We start from the raw sequence: 20992 nt of genomic DNA on the forward strand, positions 1-20992 counted from the left end.
ATTTTTGTAAAAATAAGACTATGCCCTTATTTATCTCGCCCATGTGAGTCCGCATATTTCGACAGGTATCGACATTTCCTGTTTTAACACCATTGCACATTGATTCATCGTACTCCCCGTTGTGTACACATCGTCCACTATATAAATGATGATAGGTTCTCCGTACCCGATTATTCGTCCAAGTTCTGTTGAATCAAACTCAAAAACGTGCGCAAGATCGTCGATACGTTCACTTCGCTTTTTGAAACTCTGCTTCGCAGTATGTTTAGATCGTTTGAGTAAATATAAGACCGGGAGATTAACTCGCCTGCCTAGCTCTCTCGCCATTTGTTCCGCCTGGTTGAACCCACGCTCTTGCATGCGTTGCTCACTTACAGGTACGTAAGTGATACACTCTCGAACCTGCCCCGCAGATGCCGATACCCGATCCAACCGAAGCTGCTGAAATGCATGAACTAACATATGGCCGAAAACTGCCTTTAAACGTTCGTCTCCTCGATACTTATATCTGGCAAGCAGCTCTTTCATCGTCTCATCATATCGGACGGCACTTCGGCTTTTGACGAAATAGGTGTGAGGCTTCCGACGACAATCCGGACAGTGCTCCCCTCGCCCACAAGATAAACAAACCACCTTACGAATCCAGGGAATTCGGGTGTAGCATCCATGACAAAGCCCTAACTCCCCTCTCTCCAGACTGGTCACCTGTTTGCACAATAAACATGCTTCCCGCCTAGGACTTAATAATGAAAATAACGAGTTCCCTATCTGACTCCACCAACTGCTCATACCTTACCCCCTTGTAAAAAGCCCTGTTTTCGTGCAATCCGATTCATCGTGCGTATCTGTCGAAGGGCTTCTTTCTGTGATTTCGTTATTTCTGCGGCTGCCAAATAAACCTTCCCATACGGATCATCCTTGGATCTCCCAGCACGTCCTGCCATCTGGACCAATGCGGCTTCATCGAATAACTTCGAGTCTGCATCCAAAATGAAAACATCCGACTGGGGCACGGTTACCCCACGTTCTAAAATGGTCGTCGTGACAAGTACGCGGATCTCCCGATTACGAAAAAGCTGCACCTTCTCTGTGCGCGAAGTATCTTTAGAGGAGGTTCCCTCTACGCGGACCGCTGCGCTTTTAGCGGCCTTGTTCAACTGCTCTCTCAGCAGCATGACCATCGGCTCTACGAGCTGAATATTCGGTACGAACACAAAAACTTGTGCTCCACGTTCAATAGATACTTCTAAACGAGATTGAATCGATTGTGGGATGGATTGGGATGCGATGGATTTTCTTAGCGTAGGTGTAGATATCAATTGAGGTACTGGTAGGGGATGTTTATGAAATCGTACAGGAACGCGAACATGTGGCAGACGCCCGCTCTCGGCGGCCTGTCTAACGCGCGTAGGCGGCGTGGCAGACAACAGGATATTCGTCCCGCTGGGTTTACACACTTTCTCTGCAGCATAGCTAAGCATGGGGTTATTGTGGTACGGGAAGGCATCGATTTCATCGATGATGACGAGGTCAAATGCTTGATGAAACCGCAACAACTGATGCGTTGTTGCGATCGTGATTTGCCCTTGCTCCCAGCGCTGCTCGCTTCCGCCATACAGCGTGACCACGCTGTATGTTGCGAACGCCCGCTGGATGCGCGGTTGTAGCTCCAACACCACGTCCTTACGTGGTGTTGCAATGAGGACACGCCCGCCACGGGCGGCGGTGTAGTGAATGAACGGGAAGATCATTTCGGTCTTCCCGGCGCCCGTTACAGCCCAGATGAGGAATTTACCTGGGCCATCAGGTTCCTTGCCTTGGATGTAGCGCAGCCCCTCCATGGAAGCATGGGTCTGAGCATCACTGAGCCCCCAGGGCTCTATGTAAGCCTGTAATTCGCCAGCAGCCTCTGCGTCAGCGGTGGACAGCACATTACCTGAGCCTCCGAGCACAAGCAAGGAGCAGGATCGAGCCCTGCCCATTGTGAGGCACTCCTCGCAATAGAGGCAGTCTTGTCCGCAATGTAAGCATGGCGACCAGAACATCCGCGTTTCTCCGCTTCCACAGCGTTTACATGCGTAATGCGAGACTTTCTTAAACCATCGCCGCCATTCACGCCTCGCTTGCATGTGCAAGCCACTCGTGAGCGTTATATCGCCATTAAGGTAGGCGAGTTGCAAATAGGCTGGCCACGAAGCATTCAACCCCGCTAACCCTGCCGTCTCAACACCTGGGGCTTCTATTAGAAGCTGAAGCTCATCCACCAACAGCGAACGCCCTCTGCAAGCTTCGACGAGACTAATATACGTAGACGAGTGTAATTGAAAGCTGCGAACATGCTCGTCACACCAGCGCGTATAGTCCAGCACTTCCGAACGTATCTCATCTACATTCGTTAGACCAAGTAACGAGGCTCCCCGCTTAACCATCGCAAGTAAGCGACTCTCGCTATGTTCCTTAGAAGCCATATCAATCTTTCTCAACCCCTCAAGCAGCCGAATTCCCTGCCCTAACGAAACAAAAGGTTCGAACAATACGAGGCCGGCGTCGGCTGCGTAATGCTCGAACCAATAATGGATATCTGTCTGGGCATGTATCGTGAATTGCCACTCCCACACATGTCTCTTTCGAACAGCATAGATCTGAACCTTCATTCCTCACCGTTCTCTCTTCATCAATTATAAATCATATAGCGTACATGTTAGTTGAAGGTTTGTAAATTTATACCTGAAAGCGTTTGCTCTCAGACAACAGGAATCTTCACGAGTTCCTCCCTATTACTGAGGTGAACAAGTACAACTGGATCTTCATCATGCTGACTTAGAAAACGATCAACGGCATCATAGTCAGACTGTAAACGCAGCTCTAAAGCATACGTTTGGGATAATCGCTCAATGATCTCTCTTGTATCGTCAGATGACCCCTCGTCAATAATCGTTGCCCTGACCTGGTTTCCTCTTACACGCGAAAAGAAAAATAATGAGCGAATAACCCACTCAATTTGATTTTGATTGTTTTTGGTAACAAGTAAAACAGTAGCAGGTTTCTTCTTCATTCCCTTACGTAGTAAGAGATGCAGCATGATAATGCTCACGCCATAGCAACCGAAGATACAAAGCAATCCAATCCACATAGCGGGTCCCTCCCTTACCTGCAGTGTATGCGGCAGTGCAAAGGGGGGTTCCTATGGGCACGGAAATGCGGTATCGCGAATTACAGCGTTACCCAACCATTTTTAATTGCAATAATTACCGCTTGGGTGCGATCATCGACTTCCATTTTTTGAAGAATACTACTTACATGGTTTTTTACTGTTTTCTCACTGATGTACAAGAATTCGCCAATCAGCTTATTGCTTTTGCCCTCTGCCATAAGACGAAGCACTTCTGCTTCCCTTTTGGTTAAAGGGCTGTTCGCATTATGTATGTACTTCAATCCAGAATCTTTGACGCCTGTACCGGTACCAACCACACCAACGTCATCTAGATACGTCATACGTCTAAGTTGATTGATAAGCTTACCCGTTACCTTCGGATGAATGTAGGCATGTCCTGCAACAACAGAACGAATCGCATTAATCAGCGACTCTGCTTCCATATCCTTCAGCAAGTAACCTGAAGCCCCTTTACGAAGCGTCTCAAACACATAGCTTTCATCATCATGAATCGATAGAATAATAACTTTAATGTCAGGAAAAATGAGTTTCAAACGTTCGGTTGCAATGACACCGTTCTCCAGGGGCATATTGATGTCCATGAGCACGATATCGGGCGTAATTTGATTACACAATTCAATGACTTGGATGCCATCGCCACACTCACCGATAACTTCCATATCATCTTCCATATTAATGATCCGTTTAACACCTTCACGAAAAAGCTGATGATCGTCTGCAATGACAATATGCACATTGCGTTTGTGACTCGCCGTGTTGTCCATTCTAGTTTTCCTCCTTGTTCTCTCCAACGCCGCCGATAGGGATGAGCATCGTAATTTTTGTTCCTGAACCTTTCTCAGACTCCAGAACCATGGTACCTTCTAGCAGCTCTACACGCTCTCTCATTCCCAGTAAACCAAAGTTGTTCCCCTTGGCTATTCTTAGTTCTGTTAGCGGAACATCAAAGCCGATTCCGTTATCTACAACGTAAATCTGTACTTGTTCTGGTTCTAGCGTGAGTTCAACAGACAAGAAGGTTGCTTTGGCATGTTTGTTTATATTCGATAAAGCTTCCTGCACCAAGCGGAAAATGGCAATTTCCAACCCAGACGGAATGCGTGTTTCTTTTCCGACCAAGTTAAACTGTGTGTGGATTCGATATTTATCTTCAAAATCCTGCACATATTTCCGTAATGTAGGCACAATCCCTAAATCATCGAGCGCCATTGGTCGGAGGTTGAAAATAATTTTACGTACCTCTTCAAGGCCATTTCTGACTTGTCCCTTTAAATCAACTAACTCATCCTTCACCGCCGAAATATCTTCCTTAACGAGCATCCGATGGGCAATCTCAGTCCGAAGTACAACATTCGCCAAGGTTTGGGCCATCCCATCATGAATTTCGCGCGCGATTCGTTTGCGTTCTTCCTCTTGGGCCAAAATAATTTTCAAACCCAGCAGTTGTCGATTCTTAGCCGACTCAATAATGCGAGTTAATTGATTGAGATCTCCAGATAAATATTCCAGTGCAACATTCATCTGTGAAACAATCGTTTCAGCGCGTTCTACTTGTTTGTCCACATTCTTCATGCGAACTTGCAAGTCATTGCGGCGGATTTTGAGATTATTCTCTTTTTCCCGCGCAACGGTTAGCTGTAATTGAAAAGCGATAGCGGCTTCATAAGCAATCTTGATATCTTCTTCTCGATACTTGTTGAAATCTCGACTGACTTCCGTGAGCCGGATCCGCGACCGCTTGTATTCTTTCTCTAACATATCCACGAGATCAATCGTGACACCCGTCTCATGCTTAATGTCATTGAGCTCCCGAGTAAGCGACTCTTTCTCTAAGCGTGATGACTCAGCAATCTCAAATAATTGATACTTGCTGCTTTCCATGACGTTAATGGCGTTGGTTATGACCTTGTCTATAGCGTCTGGTTGCACATGAAACGAGCTCCTTTTAATAAAACCTTATAATAGTAAGTTGTCTACCCCATATTGTAGCATAGTTCTTCCCGTTTGCCGTGTACTTCTAGTACTATTTATTCAATAGAAATTCCGTAATTTTGGGGATCCCAGCCTACTTTGAATCCTAATCTCTCCGAAATGAGTCGTAATGGGACCATTGTCACGTTATTCATGATCGCTGGAGCCACTTCTGCCGTGACACGACCACCATTTACAAGCAGATCTGCTTGATCAATCCATAGGTCAATTAGTTTGTCTCCACGTAGGACGGTTACCTTACGTTCTTTGTCATCCCACTTCACAGTGCCACCCAATGCTTCTGTGACAAAACGAAGTGGAACCAAGGTATTATCCTTCACAATCGTCGGCGCTTGTTCCAACGTCATCGGCTTGCTATTCAAAGTTGCTTGCTTCTTATTTACGGTAAGTTTAATTGCATTTTTCGGTAGCGTTGGCATTTGTCCTTTATAAATGAATGAAATATCGTCAATATTAATTTTCCCTTTAGCGGCTCTTTCATCCTGCCCGTTGGCTGGATTTGCAACATAAATGCTTTTCACCAGCAAAGGTGCTTTCAGATCCGATACATCCGCCGTCACCTTGCGCCAACCTGTCCAATTCATATTTTCCGTAAAACTTACGTAATTCAGCTTACCATCTGCATCAATAACCTCTGCACGCACCCAATTGAAGCTGCCATCTCCCAAGACTTTAGCCGTAATAAATTCAGGCTCACCCTCAATTGGCGCACCATTCCCATTATTAAACCTCGCATAGGCCGCTTTCGTTCCTAGTCCCTTGGAGAAATCATAAGTGATTTCCAAGTTCTTATTTCCATTGTTCGGTACAATATTGACACTAGAAACGACCTCTGCCGGATATTTGTCTCCTGTTGTCATGACTGCAAATTTATCTAAATCGTACCACACTTTCTCCTGCCCGACAGGCAAAGTTACCATAGTGCTATACCCATCGTAGCGTGCAATAACCTGAGCCGTTTGCGCTCCAGCTGTACTATCTACGTGTAAGACGCCATTTGTAATCGTTCCTTTGACTCCGCTAAGCTCCCAAGTTGCTGATGCCGCGGGTAACTCTCTCGTTGCTCCACTTCGCGTTGTAACGGTTATAGGAAGCCTGAAATCGCCTCCCTCCGTCAATGAGAACGATCCCGAGCTAAAAGCCATCGACGTAATCTGATCACGCCCGACAATTTCCACATCCATCGTTGCTGAACCTTTGCCTGATTTTGCGACAATCTGCGTTTTCCCAGGCATTGTTGGCGTATAAACGTTATCCTTGAACGAGCCATTAGCCACCGTGCTACTCCATTGTGGGACAACACCTGTTACGGCTATTGGATTGTAATAATCATCATATGCTTTGAATTGATAAGTGCTGGATTCATTTACGAATAATAAGGATTGTCCTTTTAAAATAAGGCCTAACAACTCGCCTTTCGGCGCTGTCGAATATACACCCAAACCATTGGCTACCGCACGTTGATTCCCATTCTGTGTTTTGTTCACAAGCTTCGGATCTACATCACCTAATGGCCTAGACACCATCTGTGTCGATCCACCGCCATCGAGAACCATCCCTCGCCACACACCAGCATCAATCATGAATTGCTGAAGCTCTGGCAGCGTCATCCCAGCACTAGGGCCATTGCGATCTGCTGTTATAATATATGCCTTCTTCAAATCCTTCGAATAACCTACAGCTGTCCTAGAAACAGGACTATATCCACTAAAATCATTAATATTCCGGGTAAAATAGCTCGGCTTTGCTTCATCCACTAGCAGTGTACTGCCGCCGATGAGCATTTTGAAGTTTTTCCAATCGTACGTCTTTGATGCATCGTGTGGAACCATGTCGTATTTTGTCGTGATTTTATCGCCAACTTTGAGATGATTAACAATAAACTCTCTAGCCAAACCAGAACCCCTAAGGATATAACCATCTGCAGGAGCAATCATTTTTACATTTGTATCAACTTGGATCTCTTTGACGATATCATTCTGGATAAGCGCCTCAGTAGGTACATGAGTACCATCCACAGCACGCTGTGTCATCGCCCAAGCACTTGTGTAAAGGAAAAGACCGTCTGCAATCAGTGGAACGTCATTATCGTCCCAGTAGAACGTTTTGTTCACGCCACCAAGCTCAAACTTCGTCCCATCCTTTGCCGTAACCGTACCCTGAAAATCGAAAATATCAATAATCGGCTGATTCGTCTTCGTAATAGCAAATGAATACAACCCCGAAATCTTCGCTGGCGTCGCCATCACCTGTCCATTCGTGATCTGCGCACCCTCTGGTACTCCTTCCGCCTGGGTGTTGTAGAAATCCCCGTTTACGCCTGCTACAGCGCCTGTATCCTTCACCATGCCGAGCACACTTTGGTTCTTCGTGAACTGATTATTCGTTCCTGCCATTGCGTCTATCTTCACGTTCGGGTTCGTCAGATCCACTTCGATCACATTGGCGTTCACCGATACTTCCTTATTGCTTCGTGTTGTCGTCCATACGTAGTTCTTCATAATTGCGCCTGATGTAATCGTCTCTTGTGAGCTCAACGTCAGCTTCGTGCCCGCCGCGTTTACCGTAACTCCCGACACCAACTGCCACACCATAGCGCAAGCCAGCGCTGCTACTCCTACTTGCCTCTGTACCTTCACGTTGCCGTTCCACTCCTCTTTTTCATCTAAGTCTAGTATCTATCATTATATCGATAACTATATAGACTCTTAAACTATGGAAAAAGTTACGATATTCCCCATGTTGTATTCATATGTCATAGATAAATGGTAAAAATGTAAAAAAAGAGCACAACCCTCCCGGGTCTGCTCTCTGCTTGAGATGCTTATATATATAAATTAAATTATTTTCTTTAATTTAGCTTCTTGTTCAATCGATCGCGCTGAGAGCAGTTCAATAATCCTGTGTTGTTGCTCTTGCACATTTTCCAGACGCTTCACGATTTCGTTGGTTTCCAGTACGGCTTGCTTGATTTGAGATTGTTCTAATTCTAGTCTGTCTAGTCTTGTGTTCATTCCACTTAACTGTTCAAAAACCGGGGATAATTCTGCTCTTAGCAACGTAGTAAGTGATTCCTTCATTTCATTGTCCATCATTTCGCTCCCTTCGTATACCAACGCAGAACTTATCTTCTACCTATCATAACATAATTCCCTATGAATTAGCATCAGATGACATATACATATAGTACCACTGATATTAGCAAAAGGAAACTTAAACTTTTACTACAGTAAATTAAGATTGCGATAATATACAAAAACAAAAAGCCGCCCCAGAAGGACGGCTTCTCTCTATTAATGCTTAAGCTCTAACGCTTGAGTTCTCAATGATTCTGCTTTATCTGTACGCTCCCAAGGAACATCTAGATCGTTACGACCGAAGTGGCCATAAGCCGCTGTTTGACGGTAGATTGGACGACGAAGATCAAGCTCTTTAATGATACCCGCTGGGCGAAGGTCAAAGTTACTATGGATCAGCTCAACAAGCTTCTCTTCACTCACTTTAGCCGTACCAAATGTATCTACAGCAATAGATACAGGACGAGCAACACCAATAGCATAAGCCAATTGAACTTCACATTTCTCTGCAAGGCCAGCTGCTACGATGTTCTTCGCAACATAACGCGCCGCGTAAGCACCGGAACGGTCAACTTTTGTCGGATCTTTACCGGAGAATGCGCCGCCGCCATGACGAGCATAACCACCGTACGTATCAACGATAATTTTACGACCTGTAAGACCTGCATCCCCTTGAGGTCCGCCGATAACGAAACGGCCAGTTGGGTTGATGAAGTAGTTCGTCTTCTCATCCAACAAGTGTGCTGGAACGATTGGAAGAATAACATGTTCTTTAATATCTTTTTGGATTTGCTCCAAAGTTGTGTTCTCATCATGCTGCGTGGATACAACGATTGCATCTACACGAACAGGTTTATCATCGATGTACTCAACAGTTACTTGAGTTTTACCATCTGGACGCAAGTATGGAAGAGTGCCGTTCTTACGAACTTCAGTCAAACGACGAGCCAATTGGTGAGAAATAGAGATCGGAAGAGGCATAAGCTCAGGCGTCTCATTTACTGCGAAACCAAACATCAAACCTTGGTCACCAGCACCGATTGCTTCGATTTCTTCATCAGACATGTTACCTTCTCTTGCTTCAAGGGCTCTGTCTACACCTTGTGCAATATCAGGGGATTGCTCGTTTAACGAAACGAGAACCGCACATGTTTGGGAGTCGAAACCATACTTCGCGCGTGTATAACCAATGTCTTTAATCGTTTGTCTTGCAATTGCTTGAATATCGACATATTCAGACTTCGAAGTGATTTCACCAATTACCAAAACCAAACCAGTTGCTACAGATACCTCACATGCTACACGAGCATTAGGATCATTAGCTAGAAATGCATCCAAAACCGAGTCAGAAATTTGGTCACAAATTTTATCTGGATGACCTTCTGTTACGGATTCGGATGTAAATAAACGACGTCCACGAACTTGAGCCATATTATTCATCCTCCTACATTACATTTAGTATGTTTGAAAAGCTTCTACTCGATGCCTCTATGATAAAAAATTGGGCCCGGCTTTAGCGGTAGCTTTTCTCGCCAAACGGAATCCCTCTTTTGCGCTCATGCGCTGATAAGATCTTTGAATTCCGCACTGGTACAAATTAATAAATCATAATAAAGATAATACCTGAATAAAGACAACATTAAAATGAACCTTCCCCTATCGGAAAAGGTTAAATTGAATATTGACCTTCAATTACCCATCCTACTTTATTTGTCGTGTAATGTCAATTTATAATTTCAATTTTCACCATTATATTCTTAAGTTTACTTTAAGGTACGCTTCACTTTTTTTTCACAGCTATTCTCTATACTATTTTATATATTAACTATTAGATTCGAAATCATCCGCAAACTCTTAAAATTTGAAGAAAGAGGTCAGCCATAGCCGACCTCTTTCTCATCACTATAATAGGTAGAATAATATCTAAAGTGTAAATAAAGTTTCTTCTGCTCTTTGAATCAGACGCTGTGTCATGCGGCCACCAACGGCCCCGTTATCTCTAGATGTGATATGCCCCCAGTAGTCTTTTTTCGCAGAAGATGAAGGAATGGAGCCAAGTTCGCCCGCAAATTCTGTATCGACATTGAGCGACTGTGAATATCCAACTGGCAAACCTAACTCAGCAGCAATTTCGTATTTCAAGATATCTAACGCTTTTTTCGATTCCGGAACCACTTTACTTCTAGCCATAACTAAACGCCTCCTTAGAGTTTTTGTTCAGATCATTTACTCGATAAGCAGCTACCCGATCTAAGGGGTACGCTACTAGTATGGCTAGAATCGGCTCCGTGAATCGAATAAGAAGTTGTCATTTTGGGTAAAATTATGGAGTAAACAATTATTGCGGAACCTTACTACCATCCGCATTTAAAATCAAAAATCCACCACGTACCATGACATAAATGGACGTGTCATTTTTTGGCGAAGGTTTAATGCCGCGGCCTTCTGTTGGGAAAATCAAAAGATGATTCAGCGCGACTTCCGTCCCTGCTGGCAGATCCTTGCCTCCCGTTACATCCGGGATGCCGTTCTCATCGTTGCTCACGGCTAGTACCTTGCCGCTACGCACGATAAATTCCGAGCCAGCGCCGGCATACAAAGTTTGTCCATTTTCCAATTGGACAACCTTCATGTTTGCCGCTGCCGTTGGGGTAGTGCTCGTGCCTCCGTTGCTCCCGCCAGCATTCGCTGCGATCGCGGAGGCCACAATCTCTTTCACCTTTGCTTCGCTTAAGGTGTGCAGTTCGAAATAGCTTTGGGTAATCACCGGGTCGGTTGTTCCTGGGGATGGGGCTTCGGCTTGGGAATTCGACGAAAATGTTAAGATAATAAAGCTGCAAGCACTCAAAAGCAGGAGCTTTTTCTGTTTGTTCATTTGGTTTTCCTCCATATGAATGAATGAGAAAAGAGACCCCGAAGGGTCTCTCTCTAGTCTTATACTATACCACAAATCTTAAGATACAGGTACAGTTACAAGAGTTGTAGTAGTTTTACCATTGCTGGAAACAGCTTTCAATACAAACTCATTTACAGTTCCACCACTAAGTACAATTTTACCATCAACAACTTTTGCAGTACCGCCGCCTTGAACATTAGAGATAATGTACTGAACACCGAAGAAATCGTTGTAAGTTTTGATGTAGTTTACGTCATCAGCTGGAGTTGTTCCTGCTACATATTTGTACTCAACACCATAGTTATCAACAACTTTGGCATTAATTAGTTGTTCGATATCTTTTGCTGAGCTGTATGTCGCGTTCGCATCAGCAGTCAATGTTGCAACTACAGGTAAATCAGCTTTTACATTTGCAGTGTATGTGAAGTCTTGTGTTTCACCGTTTGCTTTGTAAACAACAGCAGTAACAGTAGTTGTACCTACTCTTTGACCAAGTACTTTACCAGCAGGTGTTACAGTTGCAATGTTAGAATCTACAACATAAGCTGTCTTAACTTCTTTCAAAGCATCTGGAACTGCAACAGTATCGCCAGCTTTATCTTTAACTGTGACAGCTACACCTTTAGCGAACTTACTTTTACTTCCAACAGAAGAGTCGCTAGTAGTTGATTTTGCTTTGTCATTTGTTTGGATTGCAAACAAATCAGAAAGCGTATTAGCGGAGTAAGTCAAATCTTTATTCTCGATAACTTCTACAGTTCTCTTGAACGGAGTAGAAATTTCTGCACCGCCAACATTTTTAGTGATAGTGAATTTAAGAGTAGTTTTACCTAGCGTAGATCCTGCAGTAAACTTAATCTCTTTATCATTCACTTTACCTTTAAGGTCAACATACGTAGCACCATCAGTAATCGCTACACCGCCAATTGTAATTGAAGAAGTAGCACCTTCAATATTAGCTTTAACTGTATATCCGTCTGTTGTCGTGTCTAAATTCTCACCATATTGGTCTTTTACTAATACTTTGTAAGTTGTTGTTGCACCATTTAATGCTTTCTTAGCTGGTTCAGTTGTTCCAGAAAGAACTACACTTTCAGGTGTACGAGCAGCTACAACCGTTAATGGTAATTGAGCTTGCGTTTGAATGTTAGCATTGTAGATTGACATGTAGAGGTAAACTACACCTCTCTCTTTTGCAACTACATTGTTAATTTTCAATTTACCTTTGTTCTCACCATACTTAACAATACCTTTAGAAGTTACATCTGGACCAGTACCAACAGATGCGCCGGAAACTGTGAAGCTAATGCTATCGGAATTATCAACAATATCTTGTGCGGAAAGTTGTTTACCTTCAGCATCGTAAGCTACGATAGGAATAAATTTATCAGCTGTATCACCATCTGCAATTGTTCCAGTGAAAGTACCAAATTCTAATTTAGTAGGCACGCTTGCTGCTTTCAAGGATAGTTTTCCAGTTGCTGAAGCACCTGTATCATAATACGTTACAGTGTAATCAGCAGTTTTATCAACCTTTTTACCCGAAGCTACTGTAACTTTCAACTTGTTATCTTCAACTTTTTTATCTAGGATATTCATGTCAGTTGGTGTGATAACAGGAGTAATTGTTGTTGAAGCATCGTCTACCATTTTGAAACCATATTGGTCATATCTTGTGATATCGAATGTAGCTTGGTCGCCTTCTGAAGATAGTGCAGTTTTACCATTTGTATAAACTGCATCTTTAAGCTCAACTTTGGATACTAGCTGTTTTGTTCCAATTTTAAATGTCTTAGATACCGAAATAGCAGATTGATTCAAGCTTACTGTAACTGGTAGAACACCAATTTCAGTTGGATATAGCGTTAGATCAGAAGTATTTACTTTCAAGTCAAGGTAACCTGTGTCAGCATTACGAGTCAATGCGCCAGAAGTTGAAGGGAATACGGAATAGTTACCACCGTTCAAAGTAGCATTCTCACCGTATTGGTTTTCAGCTTTAATTGAAAGAACAAGATTAGCTGCTTGTGGGATCTTGTCACTAGCGTTTACGAAGCTAAGTTTAGTAACTTTTTCGTTTTCAGCTGTGAATGTTGCAGTTGTTTTGTCAACATTAGCTGCATCAAGACCGGATAGTGTAGCTGTGTAGCTGCCTTCAGTAAGTTTTACGGTTGTCAAAGTCAATACTACAGACTTCTTGTCAGCTGCAAATTTTGCAGTTGTTGCTACTGCTAAGCTACCTTTTGTCAAAGCAACTTTAGCTTTAGTGTCATCAACTGGTTTGTTGAAAGAAACTGTTACTTGTTGAACACCAGTAGCTTTTGCTTCGGAAACGGATACTTTACCTGGGGATACGTATTGAGCTTTCGCTTCGTATGCACCAGTCAAAAGAAGATCACGAGTCGCGTTGGATGTACCACCGAATTTACCGTCTGCTCCATTGGAGAGAAGTTTCAATTCAAGTGCAAGTGCTACATAACCTTGTGCCCAATCAGTTACTGTTGCATCAGTACCTGTTTTGCCTTTAGCATCAGCATCTTTACCAAGAACGCGAACCAAGAAAGTAGCAAGTTGTTCTTTTGTTACTTTACCAGCTGGGTTGTAAGTGCCTTCACCGTAACCATCAGTGATGCCAGCAGTTTTCAAAGCTTCGATGAAAGGAAGTGCGTAGCCGTTAGCTGCGTCATCAGCTTTAACATCAGAGAAGCTGGAAGTTTTAAGATCTTTATTAACTTCGATACCAGTGATCAAAGCTGCAACTTTCGCGAATTGAGCACGGTTCATTTCTTCTTTCAAACCGAAAGTTGTTTCGCTTACGCCATCAAAAATACCAGCGCTGATAAGAGCGTCAAATTTCGCTTTTGTTGCTGCGTCAAGATCTTTAAGATCTGTGAAATCAGCGGATGTTTTACCAAATGCTACGGAAGAAAACATGGATAATGCCATTGCTGCAGTTAGAACTACGGATAAACTTTTTTTCATAACCTTTTTTTCTCCTCCTTGAATATCTGTATAATTTTTTTCTTTAAAACCATTATTATTTGAGCTCGATGTACTCATTTTTGGTTCACCTCCTTTCCAGAGTTAGAGCAAAAAGTATAACTAAGTTCATTAGTAGCTCTAGTGGCTACTTTAGAAACTAGTAATTTCACGATAATATCCATTCATACCAATTCACATTATACAATGGTCGAATAGCTCCGTAAAGTTTTTTTTATTTTAAATCACTTCATTTTGTTTTCAAAGTATTAAACGCATATAATCTTAAAAAGTTGCGTTTACCTAGAAAAAAATTAAAAATAATATTTGAATTGCTTTGAACTTATAAAAATTATTAAAAACACAAAGGAGTCATCCTCGGGAAACTCCCCAAAGATGACTCCTTTTTAACTAATTATTAGTTCGACACTACAGTGCTTGTTGTTTTACCATTAGATGAAATTGTTTTTACAACAAACTCATTAACAGTTCCACTAATTGTTATTTTATCAGTGCTCGGGTTGTAAACTACAGTTCCGCCACCTTGAACATCAGAGATAATATATTGTACCCCTAAGAAATCTTGGTATGCTTTAACTTCATTTACGCCACCATCTGTATATTTGTACTCTGTGCCATAGTTATCAACAGCTTTTACATTCAACATTTGAGCTACATCCTCAGTTGAGCTATATGTTGCACTTGCATCTGCTGTTAATGTCGCTACTGTAGGAGCATCTGCTTTTACATTTACTGTGTAAGTGAAATCTTCTGTTTCACCATTAGCTTTATACACCACAGCAGTAACTGTTGCAGTACCTACACGTTGACCTAATACTTTACCATCTGTCGTTACTGTAGCGATATTAGAATCAGTTGTGTAAGCTGTTTTCACTGCTTTAAGATCACTTGGTACAGCAACTGTATTACCTGATTTGTCCGTTACTGTAACCCCTAATGTTTTTGCAAATTTACTCACTGAACCATTTGCAAAATCGCCTGTTTTTGCTAATTCATTTGTCGTGATTGCAAATACATCTGAAACTGCTTTTGCTTTATACACTAGATCTGAGTTTTCTACAACTTCTACAGTTCTTTTCAAAGCTGGCGCTACTTCTTGCCCGCCTTTTGTAAGTGCTACTTTAACTGTTGTTTTACCCAGGGAAGCTGCTGTGAACGTAATTTCTTTGTCATTAAGCTTTCCTTTTAGATCAGTTTTGAAGTTATCTCCAGTAGCTTGTGCTGCAGAATCTACTGTAACACCTGCAGTTGTTCCGTCCACATTGACGTTTACTTCGTAGCCTGTAGGAACCGTATCAAGCGTTTCACCATATTGGTCTTTTACAAGAACTTTAAATGTTGTTGTAGCATTCACCAATGCTTTTGTTGTTGGCTCATCCCCTGATAGCTGTACGCTCTCTGGTGTACGTGCTGCAACCACAGTCAATGGAAGTTGCGCTTGTGTTTGTACGTTAGCATTGTAGATGGACATGTATAGGTATACAACGCCTCTCTCTTTTGCTTGGATCGAGCTTAATTTTAACTTACCTTTGTTTTCACCGTATTTTACGATACCATTCGCAGTTACATCTGTACCTGTTGCTACTGTTGCACCAGAAACTGTGAAGTTAATGCTACCTGCATTGTCAACAATATCTTGTGTGGACAGGGCTTTTCCTTCAGTGTCATAAGCTACGATTGGAATGTATTTGGCACTAGTATCACCATCAGCAACAACTCCGTTATAAGTACCGAACTCTAGTTTAGTTGGTACAGCACCAGCTTTTAGGGATAATGTAGCCGTCGCAGAAGCGCCGCCTTCGTAGTAAGTTAATGTGTAATCACTCGTTTTATCAACCTTTTTACCAGTTGCCACTGTAACTACCACTTTGTTGTCTTCAACTTTTTTATCTAGAATATTCATGTCAGTAGGTGTAATAACAGGCATAATTGATGCAGAAGCATCCGCTACTACTTTATAACCATATTGATCATATCTTGTAATAGCATACGTTACTTTATCGCCTTCACTGGATAGAGCCGTTTTACCATTTTCGTATGTTGCAGTTCCTAGCTCAACTTTGGAAACCCGTTGTTCAGTCCCAATTTTAAATGTTTTGGATACTGATATAGCAGACTGATTCAAACTTACTGTGATTGGCAATACACCAATTTCAGTAGGATATCTGGATGTGTCGCTCGTATCTACTTTAAGCTCGAGGTAGCCATTATCTGCATTACGGGTAATTGAACCTGTGTAACCGAATACTGAGTAGTTACCACCATTTAATGTTGCATTTTCACCATATTGGTTCTCAGCCTTAAGTTGAATAATGAAATCTCTTACTTGCGGTACTACATCACTAGCATTTACAAAGCTTAGTTTTGATATTTTTTCATTTTCAGCTGTAAATGTTGCCGTAGCTTTCGCTACACTAGCTGCATCTAGTCCGGAAAGTGTTGCTGTGTAGTTACCTTCTGATACTTTAACATCAGTCAAAGTTAGCACAACTGATTTCTTATCATCTGCAAACTTAGCAGTTGTTGCAACGTTAGTAGTACCTTTTGTCAAAGCAACTACTGCTTTCGCTGTATCAACTGGTTTGTTGAATGTTACAGTTACTTGTTGTATGCCAGTAGCTTTCGCTTCAGTCAAAGAAACTTGACCAGCTGGTACGTATTGTTGTTTCGCTTCATATGCACCAGTTACAAGTAGATCACGAGTTGCATTTGTGATACCACCAAAAGTGCCGTCTGCATTGTTGGAAAGAAGTTTCAAGGCAAGTGCTTCAGTTACATAACCTTGAGCCCAACCAGAAACAGTAGCATCTGTACCTGTCAATGCTTTTGCTTCTGCATCTTTACCAAGCACACGTACCAAGAAAGTAGCTAGTTGTTCTTTTGTTACTTTACCAGCTGGGTTGTATTGACCTTCTGCATAACCATCAGTAACGTTAGCTGTTTTCAAAGCTTCGATGTAAGGAAGTGCATAACCATTCGCCGCGTCGGTTACACTAACATCAGTAAAGCTTGAAGTTGTAAGATCTTTATTTACATCAAGACCCATAATCAAAGCTGCTACTTTAGCGAATTGAGCACGGTTCATTTCTTCTTTCAAGCCAAAAGTCGTGTCGCTCACACCGTCGAAGATGCCAGCAGAGATCATAGCATCAAATTTCGTTTGTGTTGCTGCATCAAGATCTTTCAAGTCAGTGAAGTCGGCAGATGTTTTACCAAAAGCGACAGCTGAGAACATCGAGAAGGCCATTGCGGAAGTAAGAACTACGGATAATGTTTTCTTCATAAAGGGTATTTCCTCCTAATATTTTAAGTTTTTGTTATAAAACTTATAACTAAATTGATGTAACGCCTTCTATTAAAACGCAATATCTATCGTATATAATTTCGTATATCACTTTTTGCTGCAAATTGAGTATACGATAATATAAGCGATTTTTCATTGCTAAGTATTTTCCAAACATGGCCGTCGCCGTTTGCCATATCTGAACTACTTAACTAAATTGTAATCAATGATTGTAAAAAAGATTTGAACGGAAGCTTAATAGAACTTAAAAGTTAACTGAAAGATTGCTGAATGTATCGTTAACTGCTCTCACCCAAACCCCAACTTTTCAATCACCAAATACTTATTAAAATCCAAAAGGAGACCAAGTAGGTCTCCTTTTGGGTAAACATTAATTTTTAATTATTTAGTAACCAAAGTAGTTGTTGTTTTACCGTTAGATGCGATTGTTTTTACAACAAACTCATTAACTGTTCCACTTGTAGTAATTTTATCAGTGCTTGGGTCATATTGGACAGTACCTCCACCTTGAACATCGGAGATAATATATTGAACTCCCAAGAACTCTTTGTACTTACTAACTTCGTTCACGTTAGTGTCTGTATTAAATTTATACTCTGTGCCATAGTTATCAACAGCTTTTACATTCAACATTTGAGCAACAGTTTTAGTTGCACTATATGTTGCATTGCTATCCGCAGTAAGGGTAGACACTGTAGGAGCATCTGCTTTTACATTAACTGTGTAAGTGAAGTCTTGTGTTTCACCATTCGCCTTCAATACAACAGCTGTAATTGTAGCTGTACCTACACGTTGACCTAATACTTTACCATCAGTTGTTACTGTAGCGATATTAGAATCAGATGTATAAGCTGTTTTTACCGCTTTAAGACTACTAGGAACAGCAACTGTATTGCCTGATTTGTCTGTTACAGTAACATCTACAGCTTTCGCAAATTTACTTACTGATCCATTTGCAAAATCACCTGTTTTTGCTACTTCATTAGTTGTGATTGCGAATACATCAGAAATTTCTTTCGCTTTGTATGTTAGATCTGTGTTATTTACAACTTCTACAGTTCTTTTCAAAGCCGGGGCTACTTCTTGTCCACCTTTTGTAATTGCTACTTTAACTGTTGTTTTACCAAGAGAATCTGCTGTGAACTTGATCTCTTTGTCATTAAGCTTTGCTTTTAAATCAGTCTTGAAGTTATCTCCAGCAGCTTGAGCTGCGGAATCTACAGTTACAGCAGAGGATGCTCCGTCAACATTTACATTCACTTCGTATCCTGTAGGAACTGCATCAAGTGTTTCACCATATTGGTCTTTTACAAGAACTTTAAACGTTGTTGTAGCATCTACCAATGCTTTTGTCGTTGGCTCACTACCTGATAGTACTACGCTCTCTGGTGTACGAGCAGCAACCACAGTCAATGGAAGTTGAGCTTGTGTTTGTACGTTAGCATTGTAGATGGACATGTATAGGTATACAACGCCTCTCTCTTTTGCTTGGATCGAGCTTAGTTTTAACTTACCTTTGTTTTCGCCGTATTTTACAATACCATTGGAAGTTACGTCAGTACCCGTTGCTACTGTTGCACCAGAAACTGTGAAGTTAATGCTACTTGCATTGTCAACAATAGCTTGTGCCGAAAGAGTTTTACCGTCAGCATCATATGCTGTAATCGGAATGTATTTCGCATTTGTGTCGCCTTCAGCAACTACTCCATTATAAGCACCGAACTCAAGTTTAGTTGGTACAGAACCAGCTTTAAGTGATACAGTTGCTGTCGCAGATGCTCCACCTTCGTAGTAAGTTACTGTATAATCACCAGTTTTATCTACTTTTTTACCAGTTGCTACTGTTACTACTACTTTATTGTCGTCTACCTTTTTATCTAGAATATTCATATCAGCAGGCGTAATTACAGGTGTAATTGATGCGGAAGCATCTTCTACTACTTTGTAACCATATTGATCATATCTTGTAATGTCATATGTTACTTTATCGCCTTCACTGGATAGTGCTGTTTTACCATTTTCGTATGTTGCTTTTCCTAATTCAATTTTGGAAACTCGTTGCTCTGTACCAATTTTAAACGTTTTAGACGCTGTTACAGCAGATTGATTTAGACTAACCGTAATTGGTAACACGCCAATTTCAGTAGGATATTTAGCTTTATCACTAGTATCTACTTTAAGTTCAAGGTAGCCATTATCCGCATTACGTGTAATTGTACCTGTGTAACCAAATACTGAGTAGTTTCCGCCATTTAATGTCGCATTCTCACCGTATTGGTTCTCCGCTTTAAGTTGAATAACGAAGTCTTTTACTTGTGGAACTACATCACTTGCATTTACAAAGCTTAATTTCGATACTTTTTCATTTTCAGCTGTAAATGTTGCTGTCGCTTTAGCTACGCTAGTTGCATCAAGGCCGGAAAGAGTTGCCGTGTAGTTACCCTCTGTTACTTTAACGTTTGTCAAAGTTAAAACAACGGATTTCTTATCATCTGCAAACTTAGCAGTTGTTGCAACGTTAGTTGTACCTTTTGTCAAAGCAACTACTGCTTTCGCTGTATCAACTGGTTTGTTGAATTTCACTGTTACTTGTTGTACGCCAGTAGCTTTCGCTTCAGTCAATGAAACTTGACCAGCTGGTACGTATTGTTGTTTTGCTTCATATGCACCAGTCACTAGAAGTTCACGAATTGCATTAGAAGTACCACCAAATGTGCCATCTGCATTGTTAGCAAGAACTTTTAATGCAAGTGCTTCAGCTACATAACCTTGTGCCCAACCAGAAACAGTTTTGTCTGTACCAGTTAATGCTTTTGCTTCTGCATCTTTACCAAGAACACGAACCAAGAAAGTAGCTAGTTGTTCTTTTGTTACTTTACCCGCTGGGTTGTATTGACCTTCAGCATAACCATCAGTTACGTTAGCTGTTTTCAAAGCTTCGATGTAAGGAAGTGCATAACCATTCGCTGGGTCGGTTACACTAACGTCAGTGAAGCTTGATGTTTTAAGATCTTTATTTACTTCAAGACCCATAATCAAAGCTGCTACTTTAGCGAACTGTGCGCGGTTCATTTCTTCTTTAAGACCAAATGTTGTGTCGCTTACGCCATCAAAGATTTCTGCGGAGATCATCGCATCGAACTTTGCTTTTGTTGCTGCGTCCAGGTCTTTCAAATCCGTGAAATCAGCGGATGTTTTACCAAAAGCGACAGCTGAGAACATGGAAAAAGCCATTGCGGACGTAAGAACTACGGATAGAGTTTTCTTCATAAAGGGTATTTCCTCCTAATATTTTAAAGTTTTTTTGTTATAAAAACTTATAACCAACGGGGCGACTTTTGAATCTACTTACTGGCCGATCTCTGATTCTCTTTCGTGTAGCTTCGCGTCTATCACCTCGTCTACAAACTTAGTATACGACACTCTATACTACATTTCATTGATAAGTATTTTCCAAATGTGTGTCTCGAGAGGTTCTATATGCACATCAAAAACAGCCCCATCACTTATTAAGTGACGTGGCTGTTTGTCTTAAGCTCTAATCTACT

General features: G+C 41.7%; 13 protein-coding genes. All 13 read right to left on the reverse strand.

The genetic code is table 11. The features are described 5' to 3' along the window. Nucleotides 1-30: 30 nt before the first annotated feature. The 13 genes from HQN88_RS23890 to HQN88_RS23950 all read right to left on the reverse strand — a co-directional run bounded on the left by HQN88_RS23890 (nt 31) and on the right by HQN88_RS23950 (nt 20714). Nucleotides 31-789 carry a ComF family protein gene (locus HQN88_RS23890; RefSeq protein WP_173117229.1) on the reverse strand — a complete coding sequence of 253 codons (759 nt, stop codon included), beginning with the start codon at nt 787-789 and terminating at the stop codon, nt 31-33. After that, nucleotides 786-2654, reverse strand: coding sequence for an ATP-dependent helicase ComFA (locus HQN88_RS23895; protein WP_246320418.1), 1869 nt, complete (start codon nt 2652-2654; stop codon nt 786-788). Before HQN88_RS23895 ends, HQN88_RS23890 begins: the two co-directional genes overlap by 4 nt. 89 nt (nt 2655-2743) lie before the next feature. Then, nucleotides 2744-3133, reverse strand: a complete 390-nt coding sequence (locus tag HQN88_RS23900) for a hypothetical protein (protein WP_173117231.1) — start codon at nt 3131-3133, stop codon at nt 2744-2746. Nucleotides 3134-3213: 80 nt separating this feature from the next. Further along, nucleotides 3214-3939, reverse strand: a complete 726-nt coding sequence (locus HQN88_RS23905; protein ID WP_056611570.1) for a response regulator — start codon at nt 3937-3939, stop codon at nt 3214-3216. A 1-nt stretch (nt 3940) separates the two neighbouring features. Further along, a complete protein-coding gene (locus HQN88_RS23910; RefSeq protein WP_173117233.1) occupies nt 3941-5104 on the reverse strand; it encodes a sensor histidine kinase in 1164 nt (387 codons plus the stop codon). A 98-nt stretch (nt 5105-5202) separates the two neighbouring features. Further along, nucleotides 5203-7806: a stalk domain-containing protein gene (locus tag HQN88_RS23915; protein ID WP_274318839.1), complete on the reverse strand. Its 2604-nt coding sequence runs from the start codon at nt 7804-7806 to the stop codon at nt 5203-5205. 198 nt (nt 7807-8004) lie between these two features. Beyond that, the gene (locus tag HQN88_RS23920; protein ID WP_246320419.1) at nt 8005-8262 is read right to left on the reverse strand and encodes a hypothetical protein; all 258 of its coding nucleotides are present in this window, start codon (nt 8260-8262) and stop codon (nt 8005-8007) included. Nucleotides 8263-8460: 198 nt separating this feature from the next. Then, on the reverse strand, nt 8461-9675 hold the full coding sequence (metK, locus tag HQN88_RS23925; RefSeq protein ID WP_173117235.1) for a methionine adenosyltransferase: 1215 nt from the start codon (nt 9673-9675) through the stop codon (nt 8461-8463). Nucleotides 9676-10167: 492 nt separating this feature from the next. Continuing rightward, nucleotides 10168-10434: an alpha/beta-type small acid-soluble spore protein gene (locus tag HQN88_RS23930; RefSeq protein WP_173117237.1), complete on the reverse strand. Its 267-nt coding sequence runs from the start codon at nt 10432-10434 to the stop codon at nt 10168-10170. A 148-nt stretch (nt 10435-10582) separates the two neighbouring features. After that, entirely contained in the window at nt 10583-11119 is a 537-nt protein-coding gene (locus tag HQN88_RS23935; RefSeq protein WP_173117239.1) for a hypothetical protein, read from the reverse strand. Between the two features lie 78 nt (nt 11120-11197). After that, nucleotides 11198-14200, reverse strand: a complete 3003-nt coding sequence (locus HQN88_RS23940) for an S-layer homology domain-containing protein (protein WP_173117241.1) — start codon at nt 14198-14200, stop codon at nt 11198-11200. A 337-nt stretch (nt 14201-14537) separates the two neighbouring features. Beyond that, on the reverse strand, nt 14538-17423 hold the full coding sequence (locus HQN88_RS23945; protein ID WP_173117243.1) for an S-layer homology domain-containing protein: 2886 nt from the start codon (nt 17421-17423) through the stop codon (nt 14538-14540). A gap of 402 nt (nt 17424-17825) precedes the next feature. Continuing rightward, nucleotides 17826-20714, reverse strand: coding sequence for an S-layer homology domain-containing protein (locus tag HQN88_RS23950; RefSeq protein ID WP_173117245.1), 2889 nt, complete (start codon nt 20712-20714; stop codon nt 17826-17828). Nucleotides 20715-20992 lie beyond the last annotated feature (278 nt).

The sequence above is a fragment of the Paenibacillus qinlingensis genome (assembly GCF_013204845.1).
Taxonomy (GTDB): domain Bacteria; phylum Bacillota; class Bacilli; order Paenibacillales; family NBRC-103111; genus Paenibacillus_E; species Paenibacillus_E qinlingensis.